Genomic DNA, 15,872 nt, shown 5'->3' with positions numbered 1-15,872 from the left:
ATGCGCAGGAGAGCGAGCCTGGTCCTCCTGGCCTTCGCGGTGTTCTTCGCCGCGCTCTCGCCCCTGATCCGCTGGTACGCCTTCCCCCGCCTGGCGAAGATCCCGCCCAGCCAGTACCAGGACATGGTCCTGGAGGCGAAGAACGCCACCCTCCTCGACTACGCCACCATGAAGTCGAAGAAGGTGCCCAAGGTCAGCATCGTGCAGACCCTCAAGGGCAATGTGGCAGCCGCCGAGAAGATCAAGGACCGCACCGGCCGCGACGTCGTCGTCTGGGACACCCTCAGCTATGTCGCCGACGACAAGGGGAAGATGGTCTCGCAGATCCCCGAGCGCTACGTCTTCGACGCCCATTCCCAGGAGCCCGTGCACGCGGGCGGCGAGCATGTCGACGGCGACCCGGTACGGCGCCAGGGCATCGAGTACAAGTGGCCCTTCCTCACCGAGAAGCGCGACTACGCGTATTTCGACTTCCAGACCCGGACCTCGGGTCCCATCCACTACAAGGGCACCCGCACCGTACGCGGCATCGAGACCTACTACTTCGAGCAGACCATCCCCTGGACCAAGGTGAAGGTGCCCAAGAAGCTCCCGCTGGGCGCCACCCCCGAGACCGTCGAACAGATCGGTCTGGAGCGCTGGTACACCACCAAGCGGATGTTCTGGGTGGAGCCGGTCACCGGAGCGCCCGTCGACGGGCAGGAGATCCACAAGGAGGAGATGCGCTGGAAGGACCAGCCTGGCAAGAAGCCGCTCACCGCCTTCGCCGGGCATGTGAAGATGCGGCCCGACTTCCAGGACGCGACGGTGGATCTGGTCTCCTCCCAACGGCAGCTCGTGCTGATGATGACCAGCTATCTCCCCTGGGGCTTCCTCGCCCTCGGCGGCCTCCTGCTCGCCGCCTCGCTGGTCCTGGAGGCCCGCGCCCCGAAGGGACGCGGGGAACTGCGCGCTCGACCACGACGGCCTCGCGGCCCGCGACGGCGGACGGAGTCACCCCCTCACGAGACGCGCGGGCTCCTCGGGCTCTTCGTGCGCCGGGTGGGCTCGGCCGACGCCGGGTCCTCGGGCCATGGGTGCTTGGGGTACCGCCCCCGCAGCTCCGCCCGCACGCCGCGGTAACCCTCCGCCCAGAAGGACGCGAGATCGGCGGTCACGGCGGCCGGCCGCCCGGCGGGGGAGAGCAGATGCAGGAGCACCGGCACCCGCCCGTCCGCCACCCGCGGTGTCTCCCGCGCCCCGAACATCTCCTGGAGCTTGACGGCCAGCACCGGCTGGTCCGGCGCGTAGTCGATCCGGACGCGTGACCCGGACGGCACCTCGATCCGCTCCGGGGCCAGCTCGTCCAGGCGCGCCGCCTCGCCGGAGGCCCACGGCAGCATCCCCGACAGCACCTGCCAGGCGTCCATCCGCGCGAGGTCGGCCCGGCACCGCGGCTGTCCCAGCCACTCGTCGGCCCTCTCCAGCAGCGCCTCCTCACCCACGTCGGGCCAGGGCGCACCCAGCGTCCGGTGGAGGAAGGCGAGCCGGTGCCGCAGCGCCACGGCACCCCCGGACCACCGCAGCAGCCCCGTCCCGGCACGCCGCAGCCCTTCCAGCGCGGCCTCACGCAGCGCCTCGGGCGGCGGATTCGTCAGCGGGCGTACCGACAGCCGCACGGCACCCAGGGACTCCACCTCACGCGCCACCACGTCCCCGCCCTGGCCCTGGCCCGGGTCCCAGCGCACCTCTTCGCGTACGTCGTGCAGCGCGCTCGCCGCCGCGAGGGCCCTCTCCTCGTCGATCGGTGCCGCCAGCCGCACCCGGGCCGAGGCGGCGCCCACCGGCCGGTCGGCCACGGCGACGGCCAGCCACGGCGTGCCGCGCAGCGGACTGTCCATGGGCAGTTCGGCGCGGGGCCCGCCGACCAGCAGATACGAGGTCCCGCTCTGTGCGCGCGCCACCCGTTCCGGCTGCGCCAGCGCGACCACCTCTCCGACGCCCTGCTCGTCGGTGACGCAGCGCGCCCGCGCCTTGCTCGTGCCCTTCACGCCGTCCCCGCCCAGCAGTGACCGCAGCCGCCGCACCTCGGCGGCCCAGCGGGCCCCGTACGGATCGTCCGGGCGTGCCGTCCGTGCCCGCCGCAGAGCCTCCAGGGCGTCGTCCCCGTACGCACGCGGCGGCTCCTCGCTCAGCAGCGCCACGGTCTCGCACGCCAGTTCGCCGCCCACCGCCGCTGCGCCGTCCAGCAGGGCGCGGGCCAGCCTCGGATGCACACCCAGACGGGCCATCCGCTGCCCACGCGCGGTCACCCGGCCCGCCTCGTCCAGCGCGCCGAGCGCACGCAGCGTGCTCCGGGCCGCGCTCATCGCACCCGCGGGCGGCGCGTCCAGCAGGGCGAGCCGCGCCGCGTCCGGATCTCCCCAGCAGGCGGCCTGCAGCGCGAACGCGGTCAGATCGGCCACCGCGATCTCGGGGGACGGCTCCCGCGGCCGTCCTGCCTCCTCGCCCCGTGCCCAGCACGCGTACGCGACCCCCGGCGCCTCGCGCCCCGCCCGGCCGCGGCGCTGCTCGGCCGCCGCACGCGAGACGCGGACGGTGGTGAGCGAGCCCAGACCGCGCGCGTGGTCCGTACGGGGCTCGCGGGCCAGTCCGGCGTCCACCACCACCCGCACCCCGGGCACGGTCAGGCTCGACTCGGCCACCGAGGTCGAGAGGATCACCCGCCGCTCGCCGCGCCCGGCGCCGGGGCTTCCGCTCAGCACCTCGTCCTGCACCCGCGCCGGCGCCCGGCCGTGCAGCGGCAGGACACGCGCGGGGACGTCGGAGAGCAGCCCCGCCACCCGGGCGATCTCGCCGCCGCCGGGCAGGAAGCAGAGCACATCGCCCTCCGGCACGGCCGCCAGCGCCTGCCGGACGGTCGCCGCCACATGCCGCAGCAGCGCCGGGTCCACCCACATGCCGTGCGGCGGACGCACCCCCGCGGGTGGGGGCGCGTACCGGATGTCGACCGGGTGGCTTGTCCCCCGTCCGGGTACGACACGCGCCGAGAGCAGCCGCGCCCACGCCTGGCTGTCCTGCGTCGCCGAAGCGGCGATCAGCCGCAGCTCGGGCCGGAGCGTGGCCCGTACGTCCAGCAGGAACGCCAGCGCCGTATCGGCGTCCAGATGGCGCTCGTGGCACTCGTCCATCAGTACGACGTCCACGCCGGACAGCTCCTGGTCCCGCTGCAGGCGCTGGAGCAGCACGCCCGTGGTGACGACCTCCACGCGGGTACGGGCGCTGACGCGGCGCTCGCCGCGCACGGTGAAGCCGACGCTCTCGCCGGGCTTCTCACCCAGCAGCCACGCCATCCGGCGTGCCGCCGACCGCGCCGCCATCCGGCGCGGCTCGGCCACCAGGACGGTGCCCGGGGGCGCGCCGTCGCCGTACAGCCCGGCCAGGGCGAGCGGCAGCAGCGTCGTCTTGCCGATGCCCGGCGGGGCGTGTACGACGGCAGCGCCGCACTCGGCGAGCGCTTCGCGCAACCGGGGGACGGCCTCGGCGATGGGGAGCCGGTTCAGCTGCTCGTCCTGACGCACGGCGTTGCTCACGCGCGCGTGCAGACGAAGATCGCGGTGCCCGGGATCAGCCGTCCGCGCAGCGGGGACCAGCCGCCCCACACCTGCTGGTTCCATTCCGGCCACTCCGGTTCGACCACGTCGTCGAGCCGGAAGCCGGCGCCGACCAGCTCCCGCACCCGGTCACCCAGCGTGCGGTGGTGCTCCACATACACCGTGCGGCCCGCGGCGTCCTGCTCCACGTACGGCGTGCGGTCGAAATAGGAGGCGAGGACGGTCAGTCCCTCGGTTCCTGGCTCGTCCGCCAGGGCCCAGCGCAGGGGGTGGGTCAGCGAGAACACCCACCGGCCCCCCGGGCGCAGCACCCGCGCCACTTCCGCGAACACCCGTTCGGGATCGGCCACGAAGGGGATCGCGCCGTACGCCGAGCAGGCGAGGTCGAACGAGCCGTCCGCGAAGGGCAGCGCCCGCGCGTCCGCCTCGACCAGCGGGAACGCCAACCCGCCCCCCTGTCCGTCGCCGATCCGCAGCGCGTGCTGGAGCTGCCGGTGGGAGAGGTCGAGGGCGACGGGCCGCGCGCCCCGCGCGGCCAGCCAGCGGGAGCACTGCGCGGCTCCCGCGCCCACCTCCAGTACGTCCAGGCCGTGCAGCTGCTCCGCGGGCCCGAGCAGACACGCGGTGGACTCGTCCAGACCCTCCGGGCCCCAGACGAAGCGGGCGTCACCGAGGAAGTCGCCGTGGTCGTTCTGGTACTCGTCGGCGTTCCGGTCCCACCAGCCGCGGCTGGCCCGGCTGCTCTCCCGGCCCCCGGCCGGCCGCCGCACGGCGTCGCCGTCGACCGGATCGCCCTGGTGATCACCCTGTGTCAGGGGAGGTGTACCCCTGTCGACCTCGTGCTGTTGTTCCATTGCGCCAGTAGCCGTACTCTCGGTTAGCCGTACTCTCGGTCGAGGACACCGGGCGGGGGCCATCCGGCCGCGCGGAGCGGCGAGTTCTGCCGGTTATGGGGTGTTGCATCCCAGGTGTGCTCTTTCGCGCATTGACCATGCCCAGCGGCCCCCGTATGCTACAAGTTGCGCTGCGGGCCTGCGTGCCTCGGACGGAGCAGGCCGCGCTCGCATCGGCTGTATGTCCCCTCGGGTTCCCGGCTTTCCAGGCTCTCCGGCTGACTTGCATGTGGTGCGATCAAAGGGTCCTCGGCGTAGCAGTACCTACGACTTCATGTCCGTACCGGAGACCCTTTCCCACATGACGAGCAGCACCGAGACTTCCGCCACCACCCCGCAGGTTGCGGTCAACGACATCGGTTCCGAGGAAGCCTTCCTCGCCGCGATCGACGAGACGATCAAGTACTTCAACGACGGCGACATCGTCGACGGCGTCATCGTGAAGGTCGACCGGGACGAGGTCCTGCTCGACATCGGTTACAAGACCGAAGGTGTCATCCCTTCCCGAGAGCTGTCGATCAAGCACGACGTCGACCCCAACGAGGTCGTCGCCGTCGGTGACGAGATCGAGGCCCTGGTCCTCCAGAAGGAGGACAAGGAAGGGCGCCTGATCCTCTCGAAGAAGCGCGCCCAGTACGAGCGTGCCTGGGGCACCATCGAGAAGATCAAGGAAGAGGACGGGATCGTCACCGGTACCGTCATCGAGGTCGTCAAGGGCGGCCTCATCCTCGACATCGGCCTGCGCGGCTTCCTCCCGGCCTCCCTGGTCGAGATGCGCCGGGTGCGCGACCTCCAGCCGTACGTCGGCAAGGAGCTCGAGGCCAAGATCATCGAGCTGGACAAGAACCGCAACAACGTGGTCCTCTCCCGTCGCGCCTGGCTGGAGCAGACCCAGAGCGAGGTCCGCCAGACCTTCCTCACCACCCTCCAGAAGGGCCAGGTGCGCTCCGGCGTCGTCTCCTCCATCGTCAACTTCGGCGCCTTCGTGGACCTGGGCGGCGTCGACGGTCTGGTCCACGTCTCCGAGCTGTCCTGGAAGCACATCGACCACCCCTCCGAGGTCGTCGAGGTCGGCCAGGAGGTCACGGTCGAGGTCCTGGACGTCGACATGGACCGCGAGCGCGTCTCCCTGTCGCTCAAGGCGACCCAGGAAGACCCGTGGCAGCAGTTCGCCCGGACCCACCAGATCGGCCAGGTCGTCCCCGGCAAGGTCACCAAGCTGGTGCCGTTCGGTGCGTTCGTCCGCGTCGACGAGGGCATCGAGGGCCTGGTCCACATCTCCGAGCTGGCCGAGCGCCACGTGGAGATCCCGGAGCAGGTCGTCCAGGTCAACGACGAGATCTTCGTCAAGGTCATCGACATCGACCTGGAGCGCCGCCGCATCAGCCTCTCGCTGAAGCAGGCCAACGAGTCCTTCGGTGCGGACCCGACCGCGGTCGAGTTCGACCCGACGCTCTACGGCATGGCCGCGTCCTACGACGACCAGGGCAACTACATCTACCCCGAGGGCTTCGACCCGGAGGCCAACGACTGGCTGCCCGGTTACGAGAAGCAGCGCGAGGAGTGGGAGCGCCAGTACGCCGAGGCGCAGGCCCGCTTCGAGCAGCACCAGGCGCAGGTCATCAAGTCCCGCGAGGCCGACGAGCAGGCCGCGGCCGAGGGTGCCACCGGCGGCGGCGCCGGTGCCCCGCAGGGCGGCGGCGGTGGCGGCGGCCAGGGTGGCGGCTCCTACTCGTCCGAGGGCTCGGACGAGGACTCGGGCGCGCTGGCCTCCGACGAGGCGCTCGCCGCGCTCCGCGAGAAGCTGGCCGGCGGCCAGAGCTGAACGCTCACCGCTGAGGCGCAAGCCGAAAGCGAGGCCCGCACCCCCCCCGGGGGGGTGCGGGCCTCGCCCCGTTTGACGGGTCCATTGCGGGCCCTTCCCGTCTGCCGCCGCGCCCTGCCGCCACCCCCACCTCTCTTCCGCCGCGACGGCGGCACACCCCACGACGTAGTCGGCGGTGCCGAGCACGACATTGCCGGCGGTGCCGAGCCGGCCTCAGGCTCTGCTTGTTCGGCACCGCCGATCGCCGTCGTTCGGGCCGGGCGCCGTCGCGGCGGAACTGGTGACGGGCTGCCCCGCCGTGGGGTGGCGGCCCCCGTCAGTGGGAGGGAATGCCTTGTGAGGCGGCGGCGTTGAGCAAGGTATGGCACACAAGCGGCGAGAAGCTATGTACGCGTGGGATCAGGCCGGCCTCGACGCTGTCGATGCGATCGTCGGGGAACCGGACAGCGCCGGCCTGGTGATGCTGTACCACTTCGAGGGCTTCATGGACGCCGGAGACACCGGTGAGCAGATCGTGGAGCGGCTGCTGGAGACCCAGCCCTACATCACGGTGGCGCGTTTCGACGTCGACCGCCTGCTCGACTACCGCGCGCGCCGCCCGATGATGACGTTCCGGCGCGACCGCTGGGTGGCGTACGAGACGCCCCGGCTGGAGCTGCGGCTGATGCGGGATGCGACGGACGCCCCGTTCCTGCTGCTGTCCGGCCCCGAACCGGACAACGAGTGGGAGGGTTTCACGGCGGCCCTCGGCGAGATCGTGGACCGGGTCCGCGCCCGGCTGGCCGTCACCTTCCACGGCATTCCGATGGGTGTCCCGCACACCCGTCCGGTGGGACTCACCCCGCACGGCAACCGGACCGACCTGGTGCCGGCGCAGGGTTCCGTCTTCGACGAGGCGCAGGTTCCCGGCAGCGCGGCGGCACTCGCCGAGCTGCGGCTGGCCGAGAGCGGCCACGACGTCCTGGGTATCGTCGCCCATGTGCCGCACTACATCTCACGTTCCACCTACCCCGACGCCGCGCTGGTCGTCACCGAGGCGATCACCTCGGCGACGGGTCTGGTCCTCCCTCAGGTCGCGCACGCGCTGCGTACGGAGGCGCTGCGGACGCAGAACGAGATCGAGCGGCAGCTGGCCGAGGGCGACGAGGAGCTGGTCTCGGTCGTCCGCGGCCTTGAACAGCAGTACGACGCGGTGGCGGGCGCCGAGACCCGCGGCAACCTGGTGGCCGAGCCCGCCGAGCTGCCCTCGGCCGAGGAGCTGGGCGCCGTCTTCGAGCAGTTCCTCGCCGACCGTGAGGGCCAGCAGGGCCCCGGCTCCGACGGCGACCGCGGCCGCCAGGACTGACTTCGGCGCGACCCGGAGCACCGGATACCGTGTGCCGCATGGTGAAGGTAGGTCTGACGGGCGGGATCGGCGCGGGCAAGAGCGAGGTGTCGCGGCTGTTCGCCGAGTGCGGAGCAGTCGTCGTCGACGCGGACCGGATCGCACGGGAAGTGGTGGCGCCCGGGACGCCGGGGCTGGCCGAGGTCGTCGCCGAGTTCGGTGAGGAGATCCTGGCGCCGGACGGCAGCCTCGACCGGCCGCGGCTCGGCTCGCTCGTCTTCGCCGACCCCGACCGGCTGGCCGCGCTGAACGCGCTCATCCACCCGAGGGTGGGGGAGCGCTCGGCGGAGCTGGAACGCAGGGCGCTGGCGGCCGACGCGGACGCGGTCGTCGTCCACGATGTGCCGCTGCTGGTGGAGAACGGACTCGCCCCGCTCTACGACCGGGTCGTGGTCGTGGACGCCAGCCCCGAGACCCAGCTCGACCGGCTCGTACGGCTGCGCGGTATGACCGAGGAGGAGGCGCGCGCCCGGATGGCCGCCCAGGCCGGCCGGCAGGAGCGTCTCGCGGTCGCGGACATCGTGATCGACAACGACGGTCCGCTGGAGAAGCTGGCCCCCCGGGTCCGCGAGGTGTGGGAGGAACTGCACGGCTGATCCCCGGGGATGCCTCGAGGTCCTGAGGGAATGGTCATGGACAGCCCGACGTTGTGCCGAGGCGAGAGCCGAAGGAAGGGCAGTGCTGTGACGAGCCCCGAGACGAACCTCATCCAGTTCCGCGCGGCGGAGCAGCTCCTGGAAGCCCGCGACGCACGCGGCGCGGTCGACCTCCTGGACAATGTGATCGAAGAACACCCCGAGCACCGGGGCGCACGGCTGCTGCGCGCGCGTGCCTACTTCCTTCAGGCCCGGCTCCAGTCGGCCGAGCAGGAGTTCCAGTGGGTGCTGGAGCGTGAGCCCGACAACGCGTTCGCGCACTTCGCGCTGGCCCGCACCCTGGAGCGCGCCTCCCGGGACGACGAGGCACGGGCCCACTTCAAGCTCGCCGCCGCGCTCAACCCGCGGCCGGATTTCGTGGAGGCCGCGGGGTTCGACAACTTCGAGCCGCCCGAGCCCGGTACGACGGATCTCGGCAACTGAGCGACGGGTACTGCTCACTGCTCCTTCGCGCACCGCCCGGCCCAGCGGGCGAGCGTCGCGAAGTCGTCCTCGCGCAGCCCCCACCTGGGGTCCACATGGTGGAGGAGAGCGGGTCCGGGGTGGTGGGCGCTCACGAACCGGCGCTCCTTCGCCGTCAGCGCGTCGTCCACCCAGGCGAACGGCCGTCCGGCAGCCCACGCCACCACATGCCGGGTCTTGAACAGCAGCCCGTCCAACTCCGGCACGAGGTCCTCCGGCCACTCGACGACCGGCAGCCGTGGTAGCCCCAGCAGCGGGGCGATGTACTCGTTCGCCTCGGCCGCCCAGGTCGTCGCCCAGACCAGCTCGTAGCCCAGCCCCAGCAGCCGTTCCCCGTGAGCCGCGTTCAGCCGTACGCGCAGCGGCCGCGCCCGGCGCCCGGCTGCCTCCCGCCGCGCCACGTAGCTGGGCGGCAGCATCCGGTGGGTGCGGTAGCCGCGCGGACGGCGTGGCCCGCGCGCCGCGAACGGGTTGAGCGGACCGTCGACGTCCAGCATGAGCAGCGGGCGCTGCGGCGGGTCGGCGGCCATCAGCCGGCCCCCGTCGCGTCGGCCGCCGCGCGTTGGGCTGTTGCCGCGGTCTCGGCTGCCGCCGCGACGGCCAGCAGGTCGGCTTCCCGGCCGTGCGGGGCCACGAGGTGCAGGCCGACCGGTTCACCGGTGGCGGTCAGCCCCGCCGGGACGCTGATCGCCGGGTGCCCCGTGATGTTGAACGCCCAGGTGAGGGCGGTGCTCATGGTGTCTCCCGGCCCGTCGTGGCCGTGCGGTGGATTGGGGGTGGTGGGGGTGGCGAGCAGATCCACCTCGGCGAAGACCTGGTCGAGTCCGGTGGCGAGGACAGCTGCCGTGCGGGCAGCGGGCCCACGGCGTGCCCCGTGCCGTGCCTCCTGCGGAGCCGCCTGGGGCGCTTCCTGCGAGCTCTCTTGTGGTGTCTCTCGCGGTGCTTTCCGGAGGTCGTCGCGGAGCGAGAACCAGCAGTCGGCCGGGTCCGGCAGCCGGACGGACAGGGAGCTCGGGGCGAGGGCACCGGCTCGGACCAGGAGGTCCACAAACGCCCGTGCCGTCGCCGCGACAGGCTGCTGTGTCTCGGCGAAGCCCAACGTCGCCGACCACGCCGTGCGCAGCGGGCGCGCCGGAGGTGTCGGCTGCGGTACGGCGGTGCCGGTGAGCACGGCGAGAAAGGCGGCCGCGTCAGCCGCCGTACGGGCCAGCGGCCCGGGCACGCTCCGCCTGGCGCGACCGCGGGACCGGTTCCGTGGGGGCAGCAGGCCGCCCGTCGGCTTCATGCCGAGGACCCCGCACCACGCGGCCGGGATACGGATGGAGCCCGCACCGTCGCTTCCGGTGGCGAGCGGCACCATCCCCGCGGCCACGGCGGCGGCGGAGCCGGCGGACGAGCCGCCCGGACTCCAGCCGGGGTCGTGGGGGTTTCTGGTGGGACCCCGGTCGGTGGCGCCCCACGTCTGCCACTCGGTGCCCGCGCCGGGCGTTGCCGTGGCGCCCACCGGTACGCAGCCCGCCGCCAGCAGCCGGGCGAGCGGCGGGGCCGAGAGGCGCTGGGTGGCCTTGACCGCCAGCGGCACCCCGGCGAGCGGCAGTCGGCCGCCCGCCCGGACGGCGCGGTCGACGGCTGCCGCGTGCTCCGCGGCGCGCCCGGGCCATACCTCGGTGAACGCCCGTATGGAGGCGTCGACTTCGGCGATCCGGGCCAGGGCAGCCGCCGTCACCTCGTGCGCGGTCAGCCGGCCCGCTGTCACTTCCCTGGCGATCTCGCCCGCCGGCAGACGGCTGTACGCGGCGGGGTCCAGGGGTTCGCGACCTGACGCCGCGTGCACGGCCAGGCTGTTCCCGCGCACCGGGCTCATCCCGTCTCCCCCCCCGTCGTCCAACCCCGCACCGACCAAGCGCCGCTGTCCGAGCCGTGCCGCGCGCTCGCGCGTTCGAGGTCATGTGTGCTGTGGAAACGGTACAACCGGGTGCGGTCTGGCGGTGCTGCCTGTGGGCGACCTACCGTATGCCGTATGGACGTTGACGCCGCCCTCACTCTCGTCTCCACCGCCGCGACGGCCGCCGCGGGCGGTGCTGCCGGCGCTGCCGGGCAGTCCGCCTGGGAGTCCCTGCTGTCACTCGTGAGGCGAGTGGGCGGTCGACGTCCGGACAGCCGGCCAGGCGCGGGAGAGCTGACTGCCGTCGACCCGGCGGACGGCGAGCAGGTGCGCGTCCTGACCGGCTGGCTCGGTCAGCAGGCCCGGGCGGACGAGGAGTTCGCGGCACTGCTGCGCGGATGGGCCGAACGGCACGCGCCCGCGCTGCGCGCCGAGCACTCCGAGGTCCACAACACGGTGTCCGGGGACGCGCAGGTGCACGGCCCCGTCGTCCAGGCCCGCGACATCCACGGCGGCATCACCTTCGGCTGACCGCTACGGGCTGCCGTCACCTCCTGACCGCTGTCATCCGCCGTCGCCCTGACCGTCACCGGCCGGCGTTCTCCCGGCCCCTCGCCGAGAGCCGTCGTTGCCGTGCCGTCCCGGCCGAGCTCGGCCGGTTGCACCGCTGAGTATGGGCTGACCAGCGGGCCCCTTGATCGTCGGAGGGATTGTCAGTGGGTGCTTCTAGACTCGCCGGCGAGATTGCAGTCAGGTGTGCGGGAAGCGGTGCGGCGATGGGGTCAGGGAGCGGTGCGGACCTCCTGCGGTGTGCCGTGGTGTTCCTGCCGGGAGATGTGCCCCGCCAGGGGAGAGTGGCGTTCTGGCGGCAGGGCGGCGGTGGGCTTCCCGAGGCCGGGGAGCCCGGAGAGCTCACCGTGGTGCGCCCGTACGGGAAGGCCGTGCGGCGGCGTACCGTGGCGGCGCGCTGGATGCCGGTGCGGGAGGCGCTGCCCGTCCTGATGAGGGCGCGGACGGACGGGAGCGCGCACCCGGCCGCCGCCTGTTGGGGCGCGGCGGCGCTGCTGGCGCTGCGGCTGGTCGCCCGGGGCCGCCTGGTGCCGGGGGTGGGCGAGGGGGACACGGACGTGTGGCGGGCCGGTCCGCTCGACGCCGAGGAAGTGGCCCAGCTGGCCGCCGTTGCCGCCGCCATGCCCCCGGAGGCCCACTCGGTGCCCGCCCGGCCGGGCGGGGACGGACCGGGCGGTGCCCGAGAGCGGCAATCAGCCGAGGCCCGGTCGCGGCGGCCGGCTGCCGTTCCGGTCCGGGTTCCGGAGCCGGAGGGGCTGGTGAGGGCCTTCCTGGACGCGGTCGCCGATGTGCTGCCCCGTACGCCTGCCGGGCCCGCTGCCACGGGGCCGGCGTTCGCGGCACGGGAGCCCCAGCGGCTGTCCGAGCGGTATCCGCGGCTGCGGGAGTGGGCGGCCGAGGTGGCGGCGGGTACGGAGGCCGGAATCCGGATCTCTCTCCGTCTCGACCTCTCGGCGGACCGGATCTTCGACGGCGGACCGGAGGCGGAGCCGGCTTCGGCCCCGGATTCGGCCCCGGACCTGGATTCGGCCCCCGCCCTGGACGGAGCCGCGCCCGCCGAGCCGTATGTCGCGGCGGCGGTCGTCCAGGCGACAAGCGCAGCCGACGCCACGCTCGTCGCGGACGTGGCGACGCTGTGGCAGGGCGAGGCGGAGTATCTCGGGCCCCGCGCCAGGGTCGACACCGTGCTGGCGGTGCGCCGCGCCGCACGCGTCTGGCCGCCGCTCGGCCGGCTCCTGGAGCGGCCCGCACCCGATGTACTCCCGCTGACGGAGGAGGAGCTCAACGACCTGCTGGGGCGTACGGCCCGGGAACTGGCCGCCGCAGACGTGGCCGTGCACTGGCCGCGCGCGCTGGCCCGCGAGCTGCTGAGCGCGACCGCGGTGGTGCGGAGCCCGCAGGCACCTGGCTCGGCCGCCGACGGGTTCGGCTTCTTCAAGGAACAGCAGCTCCTGGAATTCCGCTGGCAGTTGGCGCTCGACGGCGACCCGCTCACCGAGGGCGAGATGGACGAACTGGCAGAGGCGCACCGGCCGCTGGTGCGGCTGCGCGACCAGTGGGTGCTGGTCGATCCTGAGCTGGTGCGCAAGGCGCGCAAACGGCATCTGGGGCTGCTCTCGCCCGGCGACGCGCTGGCCGCTGCCCTCTCGGGCGAGGCCGAGGTGGACGGCGAACTGGTCGAGGCGGTACCGGAGGGCGCGCTGGCGGCGCTGCGGGACCGCCTCATCGGCGCGGCAGGACCCGCGGCCGAGGAGGCGGCCCCGCCCGCCCGGCTGCACGCCCGGTTGCGGGGCTACCAGCGCCAAGGGCTCGCCTGGCTGGAGTCGATGACCTCGCTGGGGCTCGGCGGTTGCCTGGCCGATGACATGGGGCTGGGCAAGACCGTCACGCTCATCGCGCTCCACCTGCGCCGTGCCGAGCAGGGCGAGACAGCGCCCACGCTGGTGGTCTGCCCGGCGTCACTGCTGGGCAACTGGCAGCGGGAGCTGGCCCGGTTCGCGCCCGGTGTTCCCGTACGCCGCTTCTACGGCCCCGGCCGCACCCTGGAGGGGCTGGGCGGGGACGGCGCCGGCGCACGGCAGGAGGCGGGCTCCGAAACGGAGCGCGAGGCGGGGTTCGTGCTGACGACGTACGGCACGCTCCGCAGCAGCGCGGAGCAACTCGCCGCGCAGGCGTGGGGGCTGGTGGTCGCGGACGAGGCCCAGCACGTCAAGAACGCCTACTCCGCCACGGCCCGCGCCTTGCGCGGGCTCCCGGCCGCCGCCCGGGTCGCCCTGACCGGCACCCCCGTCGAGAACAACCTCTCGGAGCTGTGGGCGCTGCTCGACTGGACGACACCGGGACTGCTCGGCCCGCTCAAGACCTTCCGCGCCCGGCACGCGCGGGCCGTCGAGGGCGGCGAGGACCCGCAGGCGACGGAGCGGCTGGCACGGCTCGTGCGGCCCTTCCTGCTGCGCCGTAAGAAGTCCGACCCGGGAATCGTCCCCGAACTGCCGCCCAAGACGGAGACCGACCACACGGTAGAGCTCAGCAGGGAGCAGGCGTCGCTGTACGAGGCGGTGGTGCGCGAGGCCCTTGCGCGGATCGAGGCGGCGGAGGGCATCGAGCGGCGCGGCCTGGTGTTGAAGCTGCTGACCTCGCTCAAGCAGATCTGCAACCACCCGGCGCAGTATCTGCGCGAGGGACCGGACGGGCGGCTCACCGGCCGCTCCGGCAAGCTGGAGCTGCTGGACGAACTGCTGGGCACGATCCTCGCGGAGGGCGACTCGGCGCTGGTTTTCACGCAGTACGTGGAGATGGCGCGGCTGCTCCAGGCCCATCTGGCCGAGCGCCGTGTCCCCGCGCAACTGCTGCACGGGGGCACGCCGGTGGTGCGCCGCGAGGAGATGGTGGACGCCTTCCAGTCCGGTGAGGTTCCCGTCTTCCTGCTGTCGCTCAAGGCGGCGGGCACTGGCCTCAATCTGACCCGGGCCGGGCACGTCGTCCACTACGACCGCTGGTGGAACCCGGCCGTCGAGGAGCAGGCCACCGACCGCGCCTACCGCATCGGCCAGACCCGGCCCGTACAGGTGCACCGGCTGCTGGCCCAGGGCACCGTCGAGGACCGCATCGCCCAACTGCTCGCCGCGAAGAAGCAGTTGGCGGACGCGGTGCTCAGCGGTGGCGAGGCCGCGCTGACGGAGTTGACCGACGCGGAGCTGGCCGATCTCGTCGCGCTGCGGAGACAGCCGTGACCGGCCGCGGACGGACCTGGACGAGAGCACCGGGCAGCACCGGCGGGAGCTTGGGCGGTGCATGGCTGCGCGCGATGGAGGGCACGGCACGGGACACCGCCCGGCTGGAGCGAGGCCGCGCGTACGCGGAGTCGGACCCCGGGGCCTCTGGGGGAGAACTCGGGACCTCCTGGGGCGTGGCCGCTGTACGGGTGGGGCCCGGCCGCGTCACGGCGTACGTGCACGGCAGCCGTGCCCGCCCCTACCGCGCCGAATGGCGGCTGCCCGTGCTGTCCCAGGAGGAGTGGGACACCTTTCTGTCGGCGGTCGCGGCCCGGCCCACGGCCGCGGCGGCGCTGCTGGACGGGGACATACCGCACAGCGTGGTGGCCCTGGCGGGGTCGGCGGGCGTGCGGCTCCTTCCGGAAGCGGACGAGCTGGTCCCGGTCTGCAGCTGCCCGGACCAGGGGCATCCCTGCAAGCACGCGGCGGCGCTCGGATACGAGACCGCCCGTCTGCTCGACGCCGATCCCTGGGCGCTGCTGTTGATGCGGGGCCGGGCGGCGGAGGAACTGCGGGAGGACATCGCACGCAGGAGCACACGCCGGGAGGCCGTACAGCAGCACGCCTCCCCGGGCAGCCGGAGCGGCGGGGACGGTGGTGAGGGCGGTGCCCTTTCCCTCCCCGCCCAGCGGCAGTCGAGCAGCACCCTGCCCGCCGGGCAGGTCTTCGCCGACACCGTGCGGCCCCCGCTGCCCGAGCCGCTGCCGCTGCCGGAGGCGGCGGGCGAGCCGGGCCCGTTCCCGGAGCTGCCCGGTGCGCCCAGCGCCGACGCGCTCGCCTTCCTGGCGACCGACGCGGCCAACCGGGCCCGGCGCGCTCTGGCGGCGGCGTCGGCCACGGCGGACGGAGACGGCGACCCGTTGGCCGAGCTCTCGCTCTGGCACGACACCATCCGCCTCGCGGCCACCCATCCGCAGCTGACCGGACGCCGTACCCTCTCCTCGCTCTTCGCGGCGCTGGCGCGGTCGGCGGGCCGGGACGCGCTGGAGCTGGCCCGGGCCGCTGCGGCCTGGCGGCAGGGCGGTGCGGCCGGGCTCGCGGTGCTGGAAGGCGCCTGGGACCCGCCTGCGGGCGACTTCGACCGCGGGCGCAGCTCCCTGGCGGCCCTGGGCATCGCGATGACCATCCACCGCAACCGCCTCACCCACGCCACCCGCCCCCTCCAACTCCGCTACGGGCGGGACGGCCGCTGGTATCCCTACCGGGCGGCGCCGGACGGGCCTGCATCCTCCGATTCCGAAGTCCTCGACTGGTGGCCCGAGGGCCGCGCGGCGCCCGACCCGGTGCAGGCCCTCACCGGACTCCGTGAGCTGTGAACGGCGCTTCCCG

The 15,872-nt window shown here is 73.6% G+C and carries 11 protein-coding genes and 1 pseudogene; 8 read left to right on the top strand and 4 right to left on the bottom strand.

The genetic code is table 11. The features are described 5' to 3' along the window. Window positions 1–1,122, top strand: coding sequence for a cell envelope lipid trafficking protein PgfA (gene pgfA / locus JW592_RS32890; RefSeq protein WP_229376556.1), 1,122 nt, complete (start codon window positions 1–3; stop codon window positions 1,120–1,122). On the opposite strand, the pseudogene hrpB reads toward pgfA, so the two are convergent. Both hrpB and JW592_RS21615 read right to left on the bottom strand, forming a co-directional pair. Beyond that, window positions 1,026–3,560 (bottom strand): annotated as a pseudogene (gene hrpB, locus JW592_RS21620) (ATP-dependent helicase HrpB); the annotation flags it as partial. The gene pgfA and the pseudogene hrpB sit on opposite strands and share 97 nt — an antisense overlap. A gap of 8 nt (window positions 3,561–3,568) precedes the next feature. Then, the gene (locus tag JW592_RS21615; RefSeq protein ID WP_209266853.1) at window positions 3,569–4,447 is read right to left on the bottom strand and encodes a class I SAM-dependent methyltransferase; all 879 of its coding nucleotides are present in this window, start codon (window positions 4,445–4,447) and stop codon (window positions 3,569–3,571) included. 340 nt (window positions 4,448–4,787) lie between these two features. On the opposite strand from JW592_RS21615, the gene rpsA reads away from it, so the two are divergent. From rpsA to JW592_RS21595, 4 genes are all read left to right on the top strand, one after another. After that, window positions 4,788–6,311: a 30S ribosomal protein S1 gene (gene rpsA, locus JW592_RS21610; protein ID WP_209266852.1), complete on the top strand. Its 1,524-nt coding sequence runs from the start codon at window positions 4,788–4,790 to the stop codon at window positions 6,309–6,311. 385 nt (window positions 6,312–6,696) lie between these two features. Continuing rightward, window positions 6,697–7,656 (top strand): PAC2 family protein, encoded by a 960-nt coding sequence (locus JW592_RS21605; protein ID WP_209266851.1) that lies wholly within the window; start codon window positions 6,697–6,699, stop codon window positions 7,654–7,656. A gap of 38 nt (window positions 7,657–7,694) precedes the next feature. Further along, a complete protein-coding gene (gene coaE / locus JW592_RS21600) occupies window positions 7,695–8,291 on the top strand; it encodes a dephospho-CoA kinase (RefSeq protein WP_209266850.1) in 597 nt (198 codons plus the stop codon). 36 nt (window positions 8,292–8,327) lie between these two features. After that, window positions 8,328–8,774 carry a tetratricopeptide repeat protein gene (locus JW592_RS21595; protein WP_209266849.1) on the top strand — a complete coding sequence of 149 codons (447 nt, stop codon included), beginning with the start codon at window positions 8,328–8,330 and terminating at the stop codon, window positions 8,772–8,774. Between the two features lie 14 nt (window positions 8,775–8,788). On the opposite strand, the gene JW592_RS21590 is transcribed toward JW592_RS21595, so the two are convergent. Both JW592_RS21590 and JW592_RS21585 read right to left on the bottom strand, forming a co-directional pair. After that, window positions 8,789–9,343, bottom strand: a complete 555-nt coding sequence (locus JW592_RS21590; protein WP_209266848.1) for an HAD domain-containing protein — start codon at window positions 9,341–9,343, stop codon at window positions 8,789–8,791. After that, window positions 9,343–10,677, bottom strand: a complete 1,335-nt coding sequence (locus JW592_RS21585; protein WP_209266847.1) for an amidase family protein — start codon at window positions 10,675–10,677, stop codon at window positions 9,343–9,345. The genes JW592_RS21590 and JW592_RS21585 overlap by 1 nt, the downstream gene beginning before the upstream one ends. Window positions 10,678–10,833: 156 nt before the next feature. Here JW592_RS21585 and JW592_RS21580 point away from each other — a divergent pair, with 156 nt between their 5' ends. The 3 genes from JW592_RS21580 to JW592_RS21570 all read left to right on the top strand — a co-directional run bounded on the left by JW592_RS21580 (window position 10,834) and on the right by JW592_RS21570 (window position 15,859). Beyond that, complete coding sequence (locus JW592_RS21580; protein WP_209266846.1) at window positions 10,834–11,229, top strand: hypothetical protein; 396 nt, start codon at window positions 10,834–10,836, stop codon at window positions 11,227–11,229. A 245-nt stretch (window positions 11,230–11,474) separates the two neighbouring features. Next, complete coding sequence (locus JW592_RS21575; RefSeq protein WP_209266845.1) at window positions 11,475–14,501, top strand: SCO1167/SCO6262 family helicase; 3,027 nt, start codon at window positions 11,475–11,477, stop codon at window positions 14,499–14,501. Further along, window positions 14,498–15,859, top strand: a complete 1,362-nt coding sequence (locus JW592_RS21570) for an SWIM zinc finger family protein (protein WP_209266844.1) — start codon at window positions 14,498–14,500, stop codon at window positions 15,857–15,859. The genes JW592_RS21575 and JW592_RS21570 overlap by 4 nt, the downstream gene beginning before the upstream one ends. The last annotated feature ends 13 nt before the right edge of the window (window positions 15,860–15,872 follow it).

The organism is Streptomyces spirodelae (assembly GCF_017676385.1).
GTDB lineage: Bacteria > Actinomycetota > Actinomycetes > Streptomycetales > Streptomycetaceae > Streptomyces > Streptomyces spirodelae.
Note: the sequence above shows the minus strand (reverse complement) of the source record. Positions and strands in the feature narration are given on the sequence as shown.